At 67.7% G+C, this 13,848-nt stretch carries 15 protein-coding genes and 4 pseudogenes; 3 read left to right on the top strand and 16 right to left on the bottom strand.

Going from position 1 to position 13,848, the window contains the following annotated elements; all coding sequences use genetic code 11:
- Positions 1-321: 321 nt before the first annotated feature.
- The 3 genes from ABT186_RS30830 to ABT186_RS30820 all read right to left on the bottom strand — a co-directional run bounded on the left by ABT186_RS30830 (position 322) and on the right by ABT186_RS30820 (position 1,660).
- Positions 322-669: a tetratricopeptide repeat protein gene (locus ABT186_RS30830; RefSeq protein ID WP_351236002.1), complete on the bottom strand. Its 348-nt coding sequence runs from the start codon at positions 667-669 to the stop codon at positions 322-324.
- A gap of 80 nt (positions 670-749) precedes the next feature.
- Positions 750-1,190 (bottom strand): MarR family winged helix-turn-helix transcriptional regulator, encoded by a 441-nt coding sequence (locus tag ABT186_RS30825; RefSeq protein WP_351236004.1) that lies wholly within the window; start codon positions 1,188-1,190, stop codon positions 750-752.
- On the bottom strand, positions 1,187-1,660 hold the full coding sequence (locus tag ABT186_RS30820) for a MarR family winged helix-turn-helix transcriptional regulator (protein WP_351927830.1): 474 nt from the start codon (positions 1,658-1,660) through the stop codon (positions 1,187-1,189). Before ABT186_RS30820 ends, ABT186_RS30825 begins: the two co-directional genes overlap by 4 nt.
- Positions 1,661-1,884: 224 nt before the next feature.
- Between ABT186_RS30820 and ABT186_RS30815 the strand changes: the two genes are divergently transcribed.
- Positions 1,885-2,850 carry a pirin family protein gene (locus ABT186_RS30815; protein ID WP_351236008.1) on the top strand — a complete coding sequence of 322 codons (966 nt, stop codon included), beginning with the start codon at positions 1,885-1,887 and terminating at the stop codon, positions 2,848-2,850.
- Between the two features lie 1,034 nt (positions 2,851-3,884).
- Here ABT186_RS30815 and ABT186_RS30810 read toward each other — a convergent pair.
- From ABT186_RS30810 to ABT186_RS30790, 5 genes and pseudogenes are all read right to left on the bottom strand, one after another.
- Positions 3,885-4,280, bottom strand: coding sequence for a DUF3592 domain-containing protein (locus ABT186_RS30810; RefSeq protein WP_351927828.1), 396 nt, complete (start codon positions 4,278-4,280; stop codon positions 3,885-3,887).
- Between the two features lie 174 nt (positions 4,281-4,454).
- Positions 4,455-5,331, bottom strand: a pseudogene (locus ABT186_RS30805) (IS5 family transposase).
- Between the two features lie 54 nt (positions 5,332-5,385).
- Positions 5,386-6,072: an alpha/beta hydrolase gene (locus tag ABT186_RS30800; RefSeq protein WP_351927826.1), complete on the bottom strand. Its 687-nt coding sequence runs from the start codon at positions 6,070-6,072 to the stop codon at positions 5,386-5,388.
- Positions 6,073-6,210: 138 nt separating this feature from the next.
- Positions 6,211-6,421: pseudogene (locus tag ABT186_RS30795) on the bottom strand (transposase); the annotation flags it as partial.
- Positions 6,422-6,705: 284 nt separating this feature from the next.
- Positions 6,706-6,828, bottom strand: coding sequence for a hypothetical protein (locus ABT186_RS30790; protein WP_351927824.1), 123 nt, complete (start codon positions 6,826-6,828; stop codon positions 6,706-6,708).
- Between the two features lie 475 nt (positions 6,829-7,303).
- Between ABT186_RS30790 and ABT186_RS30785 the strand changes: the two genes are divergently transcribed.
- On the top strand, positions 7,304-8,362 hold the full coding sequence (locus ABT186_RS30785; protein ID WP_351236020.1) for a ParB/RepB/Spo0J family partition protein: 1,059 nt from the start codon (positions 7,304-7,306) through the stop codon (positions 8,360-8,362).
- Positions 8,363-8,674: 312 nt separating this feature from the next.
- Here ABT186_RS30785 and ABT186_RS30780 read toward each other — a convergent pair whose 3' ends face one another.
- A complete protein-coding gene (locus ABT186_RS30780; RefSeq protein WP_351927822.1) occupies positions 8,675-8,896 on the bottom strand; it encodes a hypothetical protein in 222 nt (73 codons plus the stop codon).
- A gap of 229 nt (positions 8,897-9,125) precedes the next feature.
- Here ABT186_RS30780 and ABT186_RS30775 point away from each other — a divergent pair, with 229 nt between their 5' ends.
- Positions 9,126-9,545, top strand: coding sequence for a cold-shock protein (locus ABT186_RS30775; protein ID WP_351236022.1), 420 nt, complete (start codon positions 9,126-9,128; stop codon positions 9,543-9,545).
- A 349-nt stretch (positions 9,546-9,894) separates the two neighbouring features.
- On the opposite strand, the gene ABT186_RS30770 is transcribed toward ABT186_RS30775, so the two are convergent.
- The 7 genes and pseudogenes from ABT186_RS30770 to ABT186_RS30740 form a co-directional block, all read right to left on the bottom strand.
- On the bottom strand, positions 9,895-10,455 hold the full coding sequence (locus ABT186_RS30770) for a VOC family protein (protein WP_351927820.1): 561 nt from the start codon (positions 10,453-10,455) through the stop codon (positions 9,895-9,897).
- Positions 10,434-10,913 (bottom strand): VOC family protein, encoded by a 480-nt coding sequence (locus ABT186_RS30765; RefSeq protein WP_351927818.1) that lies wholly within the window; start codon positions 10,911-10,913, stop codon positions 10,434-10,436. The genes ABT186_RS30770 and ABT186_RS30765 overlap by 22 nt, the downstream gene beginning before the upstream one ends.
- 48 nt (positions 10,914-10,961) lie before the next feature.
- Entirely contained in the window at positions 10,962-11,093 is a 132-nt protein-coding gene (locus ABT186_RS30760; protein ID WP_351236018.1) for a hypothetical protein, read from the bottom strand.
- Positions 11,094-11,273: 180 nt separating this feature from the next.
- A pseudogene (locus ABT186_RS30755) lies at positions 11,274-11,573 on the bottom strand (transposase); the annotation flags it as partial.
- A gap of 31 nt (positions 11,574-11,604) precedes the next feature.
- Positions 11,605-12,954, bottom strand: a complete 1,350-nt coding sequence (locus ABT186_RS30750) for an IS30 family transposase (RefSeq protein WP_351927816.1) — start codon at positions 12,952-12,954, stop codon at positions 11,605-11,607.
- 67 nt (positions 12,955-13,021) lie between these two features.
- Positions 13,022-13,273 (bottom strand): annotated as a pseudogene (locus tag ABT186_RS30745) (DDE-type integrase/transposase/recombinase); the annotation flags it as partial.
- A 185-nt stretch (positions 13,274-13,458) separates the two neighbouring features.
- Complete coding sequence (locus ABT186_RS30740) at positions 13,459-13,659, bottom strand: DUF2871 family protein (protein ID WP_351927814.1); 201 nt, start codon at positions 13,657-13,659, stop codon at positions 13,459-13,461.
- Between the last annotated feature and the right edge of the window lie 189 nt (positions 13,660-13,848).

The raw sequence follows: 13,848 nt of genomic DNA, 5'->3' as shown, positions 1-13,848 counted from the left end.
CATCCCCGGGAACTCTCCGGCACACGCCTCCGACTACTGGACCACCACGGCCAACTGCCAAGGCCGTGGCCCGAGTCCGTCCCAGCCCGGAGAAGCCCGCCGATGTCCACCGGGTGCCCCGATGCGAACGGCCGTCGTTCCCACGGCAGGGCGGCGGGCGACGAGGACGCGGCCGGGGCCGTGGGCAGCCGCATGGTGGTCGAGCGGGCCATCGGGACGGCGGCGCTGCTGCCTGGCGGCGGACACCGCGACGCGCGCACGACGGCCCGTGCCCGGTTCACCCGGGCACGGGCCGTCGGTCCCCTCCGGGCTCCCGGGGGATCACACCTCCGTGAAGTCGCCCGCGAGCGCCGAGGCGATCCGCAGATGCGACTGCGCCTCGTCATGGCGTCCCTGACGCTGGAGCGTGCGGCCCAGCATCAGCCGGGCGTAGTGCTCCACCGGATCGCGCTCCACGATGCTGTTCAACTCGGCCTCGGCGCGACGCAGTTGGGCAGAGTGGTAGTAGGCGCGCGCCAGCAGCAGCCGGGGCCCTGTCTGCTCCGGCACCTCCTCCACCAGCCCTTCCAGGACTCGCGCAGCGGCGTAGTAGTCCTTGGCGTCGAAGAACATCTGCGCCCGCTCCCAGCGCTCCGCGGGCGCTCCGTGGTCGTAGTACGTCGTCTCCACTGAAGACCTCCTCACGGGGCGTGCAACGGCCAAGGTTGGTTGAAAATTCCACAACCCATCGGAAGGTGGGCGGGGGCCGGTTATACGGCGGCGAGCTCGGCGTTCGCGCGCTCCAGAACCAGCGCCAGTACGCGCCCGGCGGTCTCCAGGTCCTCTCGGGGGATGCCTGCGTAGAGCCGGGAGGCGACCTCCTTGCCACCGGCCTGGATGCCGTCGAAAAGCTCCCGGCCGCGGTCGGTGAACGACACGCGGCCGTCGGCGGACGCTTCCAGCAGCTTGTCGCCGATGAGTCCGTCGACGGCCGCCCGGGCGGCCGCCTCGTCGACCTTGAGTGCATCCCGCACCAGGCGTACGAGTGAGGAACGCTCGATGTCCCCACCGTTGTCCGCGAGCGCCCGCAGCGCGGCCGACTGGTTGAACGTGGTGCCGCTGCGAGCGAGCACGCGCTCCAGCAGGGCGCGGCCGGCGTAATGGGTGAGGCCTACGAGCTGACCGTTGACGACGGGGGTGGGTGTGGTCATGACTGCTCCTCTTCGGTGCCGGTGAGTGGCGCGTCGAGCAAGGTCCGCAGCTCACGCGTGAAGTCCTTCGTACGGGCGCTGTCGAGGCCGCCCAGCGGCTGAAGGAGCTGATCGTGGAGTCGCTGGACCACCTGGATAGCCTGCCGTGCGACGTCCTGCCCTCGCGCGGTGAGCGAGAGCTGTACGGCCCGGGGATCCGCCGGATCACGGGTCCGGTCGACGAGACCGGCGGCTTCCAGGGTGCGGGCGAGTTTCGAGACGTAGAGCGCCTCGAGTCCGGTGTGATCGGCGAGCTGCCGCTGGCTGGGACGCCGGCCGCTGCGGTGCATCCCGGACAACGTCGCCACCAGCGAGTACTGGGCATGGGTCAGGCCCAGGGGTGCGACCGCCCGGTCGACGGCCACGCGCCACTTCATCGACAGCCGCCAGACGAGGAAGCCGGGCGTTGCGCCCTCGGGTGCTGAGCTCATGCCAAATACAGTACATGGCTATTATATCCATGGCTACTATTTCTCACTGCTGGGTTACTGACCGGCCGGCCGGTGGGTCGACTCGGCCGACGGGCCGCTCGGACCGCAATCGCCAGGCCGCGGACGTCCTGCGAAGCGCCCAACGTCAAGTGCGATTCAAGAGCGCCTCGATGGGGGAGCGGATGGCCTGACGTGGGCGCCCGCGCAGGGCTAGGTTGTGCGACATGAGCAATCTTGATCGCGAGGCGGTGCCCGCCGTGTGCGGTGGCCGCGGGTTCGTGGTGGCGGAGCCGGTGCGCGAGCTCCTCAGTCCGCGCCGGGTTCAGCTCGGTGAGTCGACGGAAGTCCGCCGACTGCTGCCCAACCTGGGCCGCCGCATGGTGGGCGCGTGGTGCTTCGTCGATCACTACGGTCCGGACGACATCGCGGACGAGCCGGGCATGCAGGTCCCCCCGCATCCGCACATGGGACTGCAGACGGTGAGCTGGCTGCATGAGGGCGAGGTGCTGCACCGCGACTCGACGGGCAGCCTCCAGACCATCCACCCGCGCCAGCTGGGCCTGATGACGTCGGGCCGGGCGATCAGCCACTCCGAGGAGAGCCCGAAGTCACACGCGCGCTTCCTGCACGGCGCGCAGCTGTGGGTGGCCCTGCCGGACAGCCACCGCCACACCGACCCGCGCTTCGAATACCACCCGGAGCTGCCCGTGGTCACGGCGCCCGGCCTCAAGGCCACGCTGATCCTGGGCGAGGTCGACGGCGCGACGTCGCCCGGTACGACGTACACGCCGATCGTGGGCGCCGACCTCACGCTGGCGCGTGGCGCGGACGTACGGCTGCCGCTGGAGGCCGACTTCGAGTACGCGGTCCTGTCCATGTCCGGCGAGGCCCATGTCGACGGTGTGCCGCTCCTGCCGGGCTCGATGCTCTACCTCGGCTGCGGCCGCACCGAACTGCCGCTGCGCGCAGAGTCGGACGCGGGTCTGATGCTCCTGGGCGGCGAGCCGTTCGAGGAGGAGCTGATCATGTGGTGGAACTTCATCGGGCGTTCCCAGGAGGACATCGCACAGGCCCGTTCGGACTGGATGACTGGGATGAGGTTCGGTGAGGTCAAGGGGTACGACGGCGATCCGTTGCCCGCGCCGGAACTGCCGGCTGTGCCGCTGAAGCCGCGTGGAAGGGTGCGCTGACCTGGGGAAAAGGAGGGGCCCGGTCGCTCGGATCGCGGGTGTCGCTCCACTTCGCTTGCGAGTCGTCCTTCCGTTGGCGAGGCCTTGGCTCCCCACACGGAAGAGGCCTCGGGGACCTGTCTGCCATTCCAGGGTGTGGGCATCTGTGGGCAGCTTTACTCAGGCTGATGCTGACCCAATGCTGACTTGCTGACGGAACGTCAGGTCAGGTTAGAGGTGCATTTCGGCTGCTCGGACGCCCGCGTCGAACCTTCTTGCACGATGACGTCGTGACCGATGCCAACTCCGAAGCCGGCGACCTTACCCGGGAACAACCGCGGTGAGCTGAGGTCGCGTATTGTTGTAGCGACCCGACAAAATTGGCCGGCCTGGCGTCTGCTGAGCCGCATGGCCAATTCGCCCTTGCCGTCAGTGTCCGGTGGTCGCGCCCTCCCCGTCACTTCCCGGGCGTTGCAGGGAGGCCCGGGAAGTGTTCGGTGACTGGTCGTCGCGTTCGCAGCTCGTGGTGGAGTTCAGAACCCGACGCGTGCCCCTCTTTGGGGGCTGGCTGTATCTATCTACATCTGGCCGACCATGGCGGCGGGCTGGACGGTGCGGTCGAAGTCCTCGGCGCTGATGTAGCCGGAGGCGAGTGCGGCCTCGCAGAATTGCGTGAGCGTCCACAGCGGATTCCTCGTCTGCTGGTGGTACAGGCTCGATACCCCATTGACCAGCGGAAACGGCGGATGTTGAGGCCCGAGAAGCGGTGTTGGCCCGCGTATGGTCCGGATCTTGGCAGGCGGAGCCGATTGGCGCTGTCAGTTCCTCCGCTCTGGCGACAGCACGGTAAGTGGTGCGGGATTGCGGCTGGTCCAGTGGTACTGAACTTGAAAGCGTGATGTCGTTGCAAGGAGGCGGCCCGGTCGGTCCGGGGCCGCCTCCTTGCGTGTTGCGCTGCGGCCGGTCGTTGTCGGCTTGGCCTAGGGCGTGTCCGATGGGTCCCGTGACGGGTCTGGCGGTGAATCCGTTAGTGAGAACGAGGAGGGAGAACAAGCTCAGCGCGTGAGCACGCACCCAATCGCGACGCCGAGGAAGAGCATGCCTCCGAAGAACAGGCCGACCATCGGTGATAGGCGGTACTTCCGGGTGAATACCCTTGCGCTTCCTGGCTTTTCGGGCAGGTAGGCGACCGGTATATGGGTTCCGAGGGCCAGCCCCGTCCCCGTCGCGGGGGGCCGGAACCTGACGGGCCGACCCTGCCGGTCGGTGAACTCGATGACGGGCGTCGAACAATCGTCCCCCGGCCGATGCTCCTGGTCCACCACCACCCCCTCGGCGTGCAGCCCGTAGCGGCTCAGCCGCATCTGCAGCCGTGCCTCCCGGGCACTGGTCCACAGACTCACCAGGCCCGCCAATACGGCCAGCCCGATACCGATCGTTTCACCCGTCATCCGTCCCCTGCTCTCCCTCGCACAACGCCCGCCCCGGCACGGGCCGCGCATCAGGAGGACGCGGCACGCAGCCCGATGGTTCACGAAGGGGCGCGGGCACACCGGCTCCTCGGGCTTACCTGATCGAGGCGGGGACCACGAAGGGCCGCGCCCCGCTCCCTGAAGCCGAGGTCATCACCGGAGCCACAGCCTGATCGCGGCGAGGGTGACCGTCCCGTGAAAGACGTAAGCCCGCTTGTCGAAACGCATCGCCACGGCCCGGTTGATCTTCAGCTTGTTGATCAGGCGCTCGACTTCGTTCCTGCGGGTGCACCGCGCCGCATCGAGGCTGGTGGGCCGGCCTCCTGCGCTGCCGCGCCGCTGCCGGTTTGCCCGCTGGTTCTCCGGCTCGGGGATGGTGTGGCCGATCTGGCGGCGACGCAGGTAACGGCGGTTGCCCCGCGAGCTGTACGCTTTGGCGCCGCTCAGATGGTCCGGCCGGGTGTGAGGGCGCCCACCGGCTGGACGGGGAACACGCACGCGTTCCAGGACCGGGATCAGCTGCGGAGGTTGCCCCACTGGCCGGGAGTGAGAAGCAGAGCCAGGGGCGCAGCCCGCCGTCACCGGCTAGGTGAATCTTCGTGCTGAGCCCGCCGCGTGAACGGCCGAGGGCTTCATCGGGACGGTGCTGGGCGGGGCGGGCGCGCTTGCCGGGTTTCCGTGGCGCCTTCTTGCGGGCGCCGGCGGCGTGCTGGTGAGCGCGGCACACCGTGGAGTCCACGCCGACCAGGGACCAGTCGATCCTGCCCTCGGTATCGGCGTCGGCCTGGACGGCTTGCAGGATCCTCTCCCACGTGCCGTCCGCCGACCACCTCCGGTGCCTGTCGTGCACGGTCTTCCACTTGCCGAACCGTGGCGGCAGATCCCGCCACGGCAGGCCGGGCCGCTGCCGGAACAGAATCCCGTTGATCACCCGTCGGCGACACTGCCACCGCCCACCCCGGCTCACCCTCCTCGGTAAATACGGTTCCAGACACGCCCATTCCTCATCTGAAAGGTCACCCCGCCCCACATCGACCGGAACGATCGTGCAAGAAAGCGAGTCACGCAACCCGTCAGATAGGCCCTAGGCGTCGAGGGACTCCGCGGCCTCACGGATCACATCGAGGACGAATTCAGGATGCGAGAGCATGGGAACGTGGCTGCTGTCCACGGGACGGATATTGGCGCCCATGCGCTCGGCGGCGGACCGCTCCAGGTCGGGGTGCACGGTGTGGTCGTCGTTGGCGACGATGTACCAGCTTGGCTTCGTCCGCCAGGCGGTGCCGGGAACCTGCTGGTTGAACAGGTCCGCCACTGGCACAGCGCCCGTCGCCAGGACGAGCTTCTGCTCCGCTTCCGGGAGGTCGCCGCAGAAGTGCGGGACGCCCGAGGGCTTGAGCCACACGCGGCCGTCAGCGACGTCCACGTGCTCGAAGATGGGCGTGCGGGGGAATTTGTCCTGCTGTGCCTGCGACGTCTCGTCCTCGTCCGGGGCGAGCGCGGCGATGTACACCAGAGCGCCGACGCGGTCGTGGGTACCCGCTTTGGTGATCAGGGTCCCGCCGTAGGAGTGACCGACCAGCACGATCGGGCCGGGGACGTGGTTGAGCGTGAAGTTGACGCACGCGACGTCGCTTTCGAGCGAGTCGAGGCCGTGCTGTGAGGCGAACACCTCGTGCCCTTCAGCCTGGAGCGTGGGGATGAGCTTGTTGAAGCACGACCCATCCGCCCAGAGTCCGTGGGCGAAGACAATGCTGGGCTTGCCCGCCATGGCTTTCCTCCTACGGAGAGATTAAATATGCAATATTGCACCATATTGCACGTTCAGTGCCTATTTTTGCGTGATGGCCAGGTGTGTCGCCCCATCCCAATCGTTGGGCCTACGAGGTTGAACGTGTTGTCGTGGTGGTCATGTGTTGACGATCAGGCCCGTTTCGGCGAGGCAGCCGTCTATGAGGTCGCCGCAGTACTGGATGTGGCGCAGGCCGCGTCGAATGCGCTGGGATGAGGTGTTCTGGCGTGCTGAAAGCGACGTTGGAGAGCCAGTCCCGCCGCAGCAGGGACCAGATGCCTTCGACGGGGTTGAGGCCGGGCGCGTAAGGCGGCAGGTAGTAGATGGTTGCGTCAAGTGGCAGAAGACGAGGCAGCGAGGGAGAGCGGCGGTCATGGACACCGCCCGGCCCCCGCGCCCGCAGTCGCCCCGGTGATCCCGGGGCCGGAAGGGTGAGAGCCCGGTCGGCTCGTCGTCGGTGACCGGCCGGAACGGGCCGCTGGTCCGCTCCGTGGAAGTCCTCGACCGCCCGGTCCGGCCGTTCGCCTGATGCTGTGTCACGCGGCAGCGCCCTACCCGTATTCACGTCGGGCAGGGCGCTCGCGGGCCGCGGCGTCCTGGACATCGCCCAGCTCAGACGCCCACCGACTGGGCGCCGCCGAGGTCCTTGAGGATGCGACGCTCCTGGAAGGACGCGATGGATGCCGGCCTGTCGGGCGGCGGCGACGTGGGAGCGGGCCACGCTTCGGCGATCACTCCGACGGCAACCGCCGGCAGACCGCGTCACAGCAGTGTGTTCCGCGAACTGAGCATGAGGCTCTCCCACTTGGTGAGGGTGCCGCCGCCTCGTTCCTGAGGCGAAGCGAGGGATGCACGATGGTGCGCCTGACCTTCCTCAAGGCCATGTTCACCGTGGAGCTCGGCGCCTTCGGTGTGGCTGGAGCGGAGTGGCCGGTCGTGATTGCCGTTCGGCGCAGCTGCCGAAGTGATCAGCCGGGAGAGGGGCGAGCGACGGCATCGCGTGGGGTAGTTGCTCGCGATACGGCGTGGACGGCAAGGCGTCCCCCTGCTCAAGCGGCACGGTGACTCTCACAAGCTCGCGACGTTGCTTGCGACCGCGTACCTGACGAGGGCGGTCGATGACGCGCTGGACCTGCTGGAGTTGCCGGAGGGCAGCAGGCGGTCACGCCGGCATTGCGGCTCGGCCGGCCGTACGAGGGCCCGGCGGGTCATGCGGGCCAGTGATCATCTCGTCAGCGATCACACTCAGCCAGCCGAAGTCCGTGAGCCGCGAATCATCCCTGTTTCGATCGCAATGCTCCTGCCTGGCGAGTCTCCCCGCTCGGAGGGGCTGGACCAAGAGCATGTCAATCGGCTGGCCGAAGTCGACGGACCGCTTCCGGCCATCCTGGTTCGCCGGTCCGACATGCGCGTGATCGACGGTATGCACCGCCTCCTGGCCGCCTTGGTCCGAGGGCAGGAGACCATCGATGTCGAATTCTTCGAAGGCTCCGCAGAAGACGCCTTCCTACGTGCGGTCGAGGCGAATGTCGCGCATGGCCTCCCCTTGTCGCAGGCCGACCGGCGCGCTGCTGCGACCCGGATCATCGCGTCGCATCCGCAGATGTCCGACCGGGCCATCGCGCAGGCCTCGGGCCTGGGAGCCAAGGCCGTGGCCGCCATCAGGCGCCGTTCAACTGACGCCCTGCCGCAGTTGAACGCGCGCATCGGCCGCGACGGGCGCATACGCCCGCTGAACAGCGTCGAGGGGCGTTGGCGGGCCGCCGAAGTAATGGCCGAGTACCCGCACGCCTCCTTACGGGAGGTGGCGCGGCTCGCGGGCATCTCACCGGCCACGGCGAGCGACGTCCGTAAACGCATCCAGTCCGGTGAACCGCCCGCACCGAGGAGGCCGGAAGCCGCCAAAACCTCTGGAAGCCCAGTTCCAGCGCCCACGGCCACGCCCGAAGCTCATGGCGACGTCGTGGTCTCCTCCCGGAAGGAGCCTCGAAGACGCGAACGCGACGTTCGGCCGGCACAGCCGGATCCGGGTGTGGTGCTCGAGAAGCTGGCGCGGGACCCGTCGCTGCGCTTCAAGGAAGAGGGACGGCAGTTGCTCCGGCTCCTGCAGGAGAACGCGTCCGCGGAATGGTCCGGTCTGCCCTCCGCCGTACCGCCGCACTGCGGGGCACTGGTGGGAAGCCTTGCGCGCCGATACGCCGCCACCTGGCTCGAGTTCGCCCAATACCTTGACCAGCGCGACCAATCGGTTCCCGGAGACGCGCGATGATGGCCTGCTGCAGGTCGTCCATCCCGGTCCGACGCTTCGTCATTGAACCGACTGTGCCAAGCTGCACATGAGGGTGGAAGTCCTTTTGCGCCGGGGTACCGCACCGCGACTGCCCCGGCGCTGTCGATTCCGGTTCCGCTGACGTGACCGACGAGAGGGCGTCCGGGCGCCAGGACACGGATTCTCCGGGGAGCTCACATGACATCTTGTTAGCCATCGCCCAGGCGATCACCGCCCGGGATCTCTGCGGCAGGGCTTCGAAGTCCCGCGCCAAGCGGCGGTGCTGGATCAACCAACCGAAGGTCCGCTCGATCACCACCGCTTCGGCAGCGGCTGGAATGCCTTCGCCTGTGGTCGCTGCACCACCTCCACATCGCTGCCCAGTCCGGCGCCATGGTTGAAGATGCTGCTCTGGTCGCTGCCCTCGGCCCAGACTTTGGTCACCTTGGGGTGTGCCGCGGCCATGTCGTCGAGCAGCAGCTTGCAGAGCCCGGTCCGGCTCGCCCGCCAGGGGGTGAAGACCGGCTCGATCAAGGCCCAGCGGACGCCGGCACGTCACTGCGGTACGGACGACGAGCACTCACACCTCGCACAACGACCGCCAATGCCGCAGATCACGTAAGCATGGCGGAACACCAACTACCTGGATCAGATGCCCTCTTACCCTCCACCCCGCATGACTCACTATGACAACCCGAGTTCAAGCTTAGTAATCTCCAACCAGGTACTGTCGGGCAAGGGGCCCGAGTTGTTGGGGGTTGGCATGGTTGCTGGTCGTGTGGTCCGGTTCGACAGCGTGAGGGGTTATGGTTTCATTGCGCCCGATCACGGCGGAGAGGACGTCTTTCTCCATGTGAACGACATGCTCATACCGGAGTCCTACATCCGCCCCGGTACAGCGGTCGAATTCGAGATCGAGGAGGGAGATCGGGGACCAAAGGCGTCGGCCGTGCAACTCGCCAAGAACGCCGATGGCGCCCCGGTCACGCCGCCAAGGTCCGCCGCGGCCCGCCAGACGGCCGGCGACGATGCGATGTGCGATGTACTCGACCACGACGAGTACACCAGGGACGTGACCGAGGTGCTGCTGGAGGTGGCACCATCACTGACCGGTACCCAGATCGTCCAGATCCGCGCCGGATTGTTGCAGTTCGCAAAGGGCCACGGCTGGATCGAGGGCTGACCACATCCCAAGGGCCCGGACACGCCAGGTGCGTTGTACGGGCCTTTCGTCGTACCTGCCCGTCCGATCCCACGACACTCGCCGGCACGCAGGCACATGAAACCGCCGGGGCCGACCCGTCCGGCCGACGACGCACTCTACGGCGCCGCGCGCGGGGGAGAGCTGTTCGGCGACCACCGTGTATGCACTCACGACCAGTACGTGAGCCGGCTGGCGGCACGGGCCGTGGTGACCTCGCTCTCCGGTGGGGAGGCGTGCGGTACGCCATGGGTGCGACACCGACCGGATTCGGCCGGGTGCGCCCGGAGATGCATGAACAGGTCGGCAATGGCAGCAGTACTCCTGGTGCTCATCCGGCGCGGAGCGGGTTGCGCTCCACCGATTCCTGCAAGGCCCGGATGGTGGCGCTGCCGAAGCCCCGGGAGCCGCAGCGCTGGATCAGCTCGAAGAAGAGCGTGTTGCGCGGATACGGCGATCCGGTGAAGAGCTGCAGTAGGTGGCCCCACTCGTCGCGGTCGGCGAGCACCTGCACGTCCTTCAGCTCCGCGACCTCCTCCTGGAGATCGGTGATCCGTTCGGAGAGCATGTCGTAATACGTCTCCGGAGCGAAGAGGAACTCCGCCCCCGTGGCCCGGAACTCCCGCACCGCGGAAATGATGTCCTCAACCAGGAACCCCAGGTGCTGCACTCCCTGACCCCCATTGCGCTCGAGGAAGGCGTCGAGCTGCCCGGGCTCCTTCGTCGGATCCGGTGCGACCAGCCTGAGGACGACGCGACCTGACTCGCTGCGTACGACGATCGAGTCCATCGCCTGGTCGCCGACGGCAACGTAGTCCGAGGGGTGGCGGGAGAAACCGAAGGTGTCGCGGTAGAAGTCGGCGTACTTCTTCAGGCTGCCCCCTCGAGGCAAACCGCGACATGGTCGAGGCGCTGGATCCGGCCGGTCGGCCGCATGGGCGCCCCGGGCGCCACGACCCAGTTGTGGCCGACGGGGAGGCCGGTCGCGGAGTCGTCCGCCGGAAGAAGGGTGTGGCAGACATCGCCGACCCCGGAAACGACCGGGCCGCGCTTCGCGAAGGTGGTCACCGTGGCGCCGGCCGCAGCTGCCGCATCGCTCGTTGTCCTTACGTCGTCGCAGATCAGCGCGATATCGGCGACCCCATCGCCATGCTCGTCGAGGAATGTCCAGATCCCTCGGCCGGAGGTGACAATGAGTTGCACCTCGCCCTGCCTCAGCAGCACCGAACTGCGGTCGAACTCCACCGAGTCCGCGACCCTGGTGAAGCCCATGGCCGAGACGAGGTAGTCGAGGGCGGACACTTTGTCCCGCGTGTACAGCTCGACGTAAGCGATGTCGTGCACGGCCACGGCAATACCTCCTGGAAGGGCTGGTCATGGGAAGGACGGCGTTGCTCGTCAGGGCTCGCGAAGGGAGGGATCAGGGAGCCGCGCGCCCGGCGCCAGTCCTGCTGCCTGAAGGCCGAAGCCGGTGGCGTTGGCTCGCAGCAGCTCCCGCTCGGCGGCGATGACCTCCGCAAAGCGCAGCATGTCGGCTCGGTCCCGCTTGATCGGGGCGAGCGGGTGACGAGGGTGGCCGCGCCCGGGCCCGGGGGACAGGACGACGGTGATGGTGGCCGACCGGTCCCATCATGGTCGTGATCAAGCTCGCCTCGGTCAGGTTCGGGGAGAGCGCCGGCACGGGGCTTGACCCGGAATCTTGGACACCGGCTATGCGGCTTGGGCCAGGGTAGTTGATGTTGTGTCGAGTGCTGTCTCGTAGGTGACGGGGCTGCGTTGTCCGAGGCTGGAGTGGCGCCGTCGGGTGTTGTAGCGGTGCAGCCGGCGGAACAGGTCGAGGCGGGCTTCACGCTCGTCGGCCCAGGCACTGCGGCCCTGGAGGGTCTCCCTCTTGCATGTGGCGTTGAAGGACTCGGCAAGCGCGTTGTCTGCCGAGCTGCCGACAGCGCTCATGCTCTGGATCACGCCCGCCCTGCGGCAGGCGTCGGCGAACGCTCTGCTCGTGTACTGGCCAGGTTCAACCAGTGGATGCAACACCGGCTTATTTGATCGATAGTAGATGGTCGTTGAGGGCTTCGGCGGGTGTCTTCCAACCGAGGCTCTTGCGGGGGCGACTGTTGAGCGTGGCTGCGACCGCCTCGATATCCTCCGCCGGCCATCGAGAAAGGTCGGTTCCCTTCGGGAAATATTGGCGCAGCAGGCCGTTCGTGTTCTCGTTGGTGCCGCGCTGCCAGGGGCTGTGCGGGTCGGCGAAGTAGACCGGGACGCCGGTCTCGATCGTGAACTGGGCGTGCGCTGAAAGCTCTTTGCCCCGGTCCCAGGTCAGGGACCGCCATAGTTGCTCGGGCAGAGTGCCGATCGTCGCCGCAAGCGCATCTTTCATCGTCACCGCGCCGTAACCGGCCAGCGGCGGCCCGTTCTTGGTACGGGCGACGACGCCGTAGCCGTCCTGGCGGGGCAGGTGGACGAGCACCGTGAATCGGGTGGTGCGCTCGACCAGCGTGCCGATTGCCGATCGCTCAAGTCCGATCAGGAGGTCGCCCTCCCAGTGTCCCGGTACGGCGCGGTCGTCGGCTTCGGTCGGCCGTTCGCTGATCAGCACCTCGGGCGTGACGTGGGTCCACGCCTTGCGCTCGGACCGGGCTCGGGGCACCCGCAGGGCCCTGCCGGTGCGCAAGCAGGCAACAAGCTCGCGCTTGAGCGCTCCCCGGCCTTCGATGAACAGGGCCTGGTAGATCGCCTCATGGCTGATCCGCATGGATTCATCATCGGGGAAGTCGACCTTCAGCCGGTCCGCGATCTGCTCCGGACTCCACGCCATGACCCATTGGCGGTCGCCGCGGTGCGGCTTGTTCCTCCCCTTCCACCGCGGGCCCTCCGGCCCCAGTGCCGTCCCGTCCGGGCGGCTGACCTGGCCGGAAAGCCTTTCCTGCACGTAATCCCGCAGCCGGTCGTTCGCGGCCAGCTTCGCTGTCTTCGGGCGCCGGGCCACCAGGTCGGCCTTCCACTGCGCGACCGAAGCCCGGTAGTCCAGCCGGCCGCCACGGGTCACGGCGTTGCGCCGCAGCTCCCGGGATACCGTCGACGGATCACGGCCGAGACGACGCGCGGTCTCCCGGACTCCGATGCCCTGCGCTTTGAGGATCGCGATCTCTTCACGCTCGTGAAAGGACAGGTACCGGCCGGACTGCGGAGCAAGATCCATTGGTGGCATGCCGCCACCGTGCCGGAACCACCTGCAACCCGCCGCCTGGGATACGCCGACCGCAGCTGCCGCCTCCTCGGCGAGCACCCCCTTCGCGATCTCCCGCCAGAACTGACGTTCTACTTCCCGCCGAAGCGCCGGCGCACCAGGCGACTTCATCGGCGACCGCCCGGTCAACGCCGCCATCCACCCTGCTGGCCTGCCCATCAACACCTCCGAGGACGAGGTGTTGCAACGACCGATTGAATCCGCCCTGGGCGCCGTGATCGGTGTGCATGATGGCGCTGGCGAGGCTGCCGCGGCACTGCTCGGCCGCGGCCAGGGCCTCGGTGACCAGTTTGGCACGCATGTGATCGGCGATCGCCCAGCCGGCCAGGCGCCGGGAGGCGAGGTCGATGACCGTGGCCGGATACAGGAACTTCCCGCCGGCCAGCGGGAGATAAGTGATGTCGCCGACGTACTTCGTGTTCACCGCCGCGGCAGTGAAGTCGCGGCCGATGAGGTCGGCGGCCTTGGGCGGGTAGTTATCTCCCGGCAAGCACACGCAGACGATCGACTGCCTGGCGGCACAGGACCTCCACGTCGGTGCCACCTATCAGCCCAACAGCCGTTACTGGCCTTTCCAGTTCATCGAGGCGGGGATCTACCTCGTCGCCGCGGCGATCTTCTCTGCGCTCTGCTTCCGGCAGATCAAGCGCACCGCCTGAATCGCCGTCGAACCGCCATGCCGACGGCCTCCGGCACATTGTCGCCGAGCACGGTCAGGCACCCGTGGACGCCCATCATGCCCACGGTGACGGCGATGCCCGCGTTGTAGAACCAGAAGAACAACGTGAACAGCCGCGTCCCGGAAAGCTGGAACTGCTTGTCGAGCGCCAGGAAGCTCAGCATGCCCAGGGCCAGCTAGACGTGTGCTGCGTACTACGACTTCCGCATCGCGGCGCTCGCTCCTTGTGGCTGAGAGGTGTGTTGCCGATTGGACTCACCCAAGCACAAGCTGACTGTCCATCGGCCCGAAACGCGAACTCAGTACTCTCCGCCAAGAGGTCGCAACCCGTGTGTTCCGACGGCCGTTCCGCC

It is taken from the genome of Streptomyces sp. NPDC001634, assembly GCF_040298185.1.
Taxonomy (GTDB): Bacteria; Actinomycetota; Actinomycetes; order Streptomycetales; family Streptomycetaceae; genus Streptomyces.
The sequence above is the reverse complement of the archived record's forward strand: the minus strand, read 5'-3'. Positions and strand labels throughout refer to the sequence as shown.

Excerpts from the sequence above, each read along its gene's own strand:
- ABT186_RS30810 (WP_351927828.1), bottom strand. The coding sequence starts at position 4,280 with ATGACGGGTGAAACGATCGGTATCGGGCTGGCCGTATTGGCGGGCCTG.
- ABT186_RS30740 (WP_351927814.1), bottom strand. The coding sequence starts at position 13,659 with ATGCTGAGCTTCCTGGCGCTCGACAAGCAGTTCCAGCTTTCCGGGACG.
- ABT186_RS30785 (WP_351236020.1), top strand. The coding sequence starts at position 7,304 with ATGCGGGCCAGTGATCATCTCGTCAGCGATCACACTCAGCCAGCCGAA.
- ABT186_RS30815 (WP_351236008.1), top strand. The coding sequence starts at position 1,885 with ATGAGCAATCTTGATCGCGAGGCGGTGCCCGCCGTGTGCGGTGGCCGC.
- ABT186_RS30800 (WP_351927826.1), bottom strand. The coding sequence starts at position 6,072 with ATGGCGGGCAAGCCCAGCATTGTCTTCGCCCACGGACTCTGGGCGGAT.
- ABT186_RS30820 (WP_351927830.1), bottom strand. The coding sequence starts at position 1,660 with ATGAGCTCAGCACCCGAGGGCGCAACGCCCGGCTTCCTCGTCTGGCGG.
- ABT186_RS30760 (WP_351236018.1), bottom strand. The coding sequence starts at position 11,093 with ATGCTGCGCTTTGCGGAGGTCATCGCCGCCGAGCGGGAGCTGCTGCGA.
- ABT186_RS30775 (WP_351236022.1), top strand. The coding sequence starts at position 9,126 with ATGGTTGCTGGTCGTGTGGTCCGGTTCGACAGCGTGAGGGGTTATGGT.
- ABT186_RS30750 (WP_351927816.1), bottom strand. The coding sequence starts at position 12,954 with ATGGCGGCGTTGACCGGGCGGTCGCCGATGAAGTCGCCTGGTGCGCCG.
- ABT186_RS30825 (WP_351236004.1), bottom strand. The coding sequence starts at position 1,190 with ATGACCACACCCACCCCCGTCGTCAACGGTCAGCTCGTAGGCCTCACC.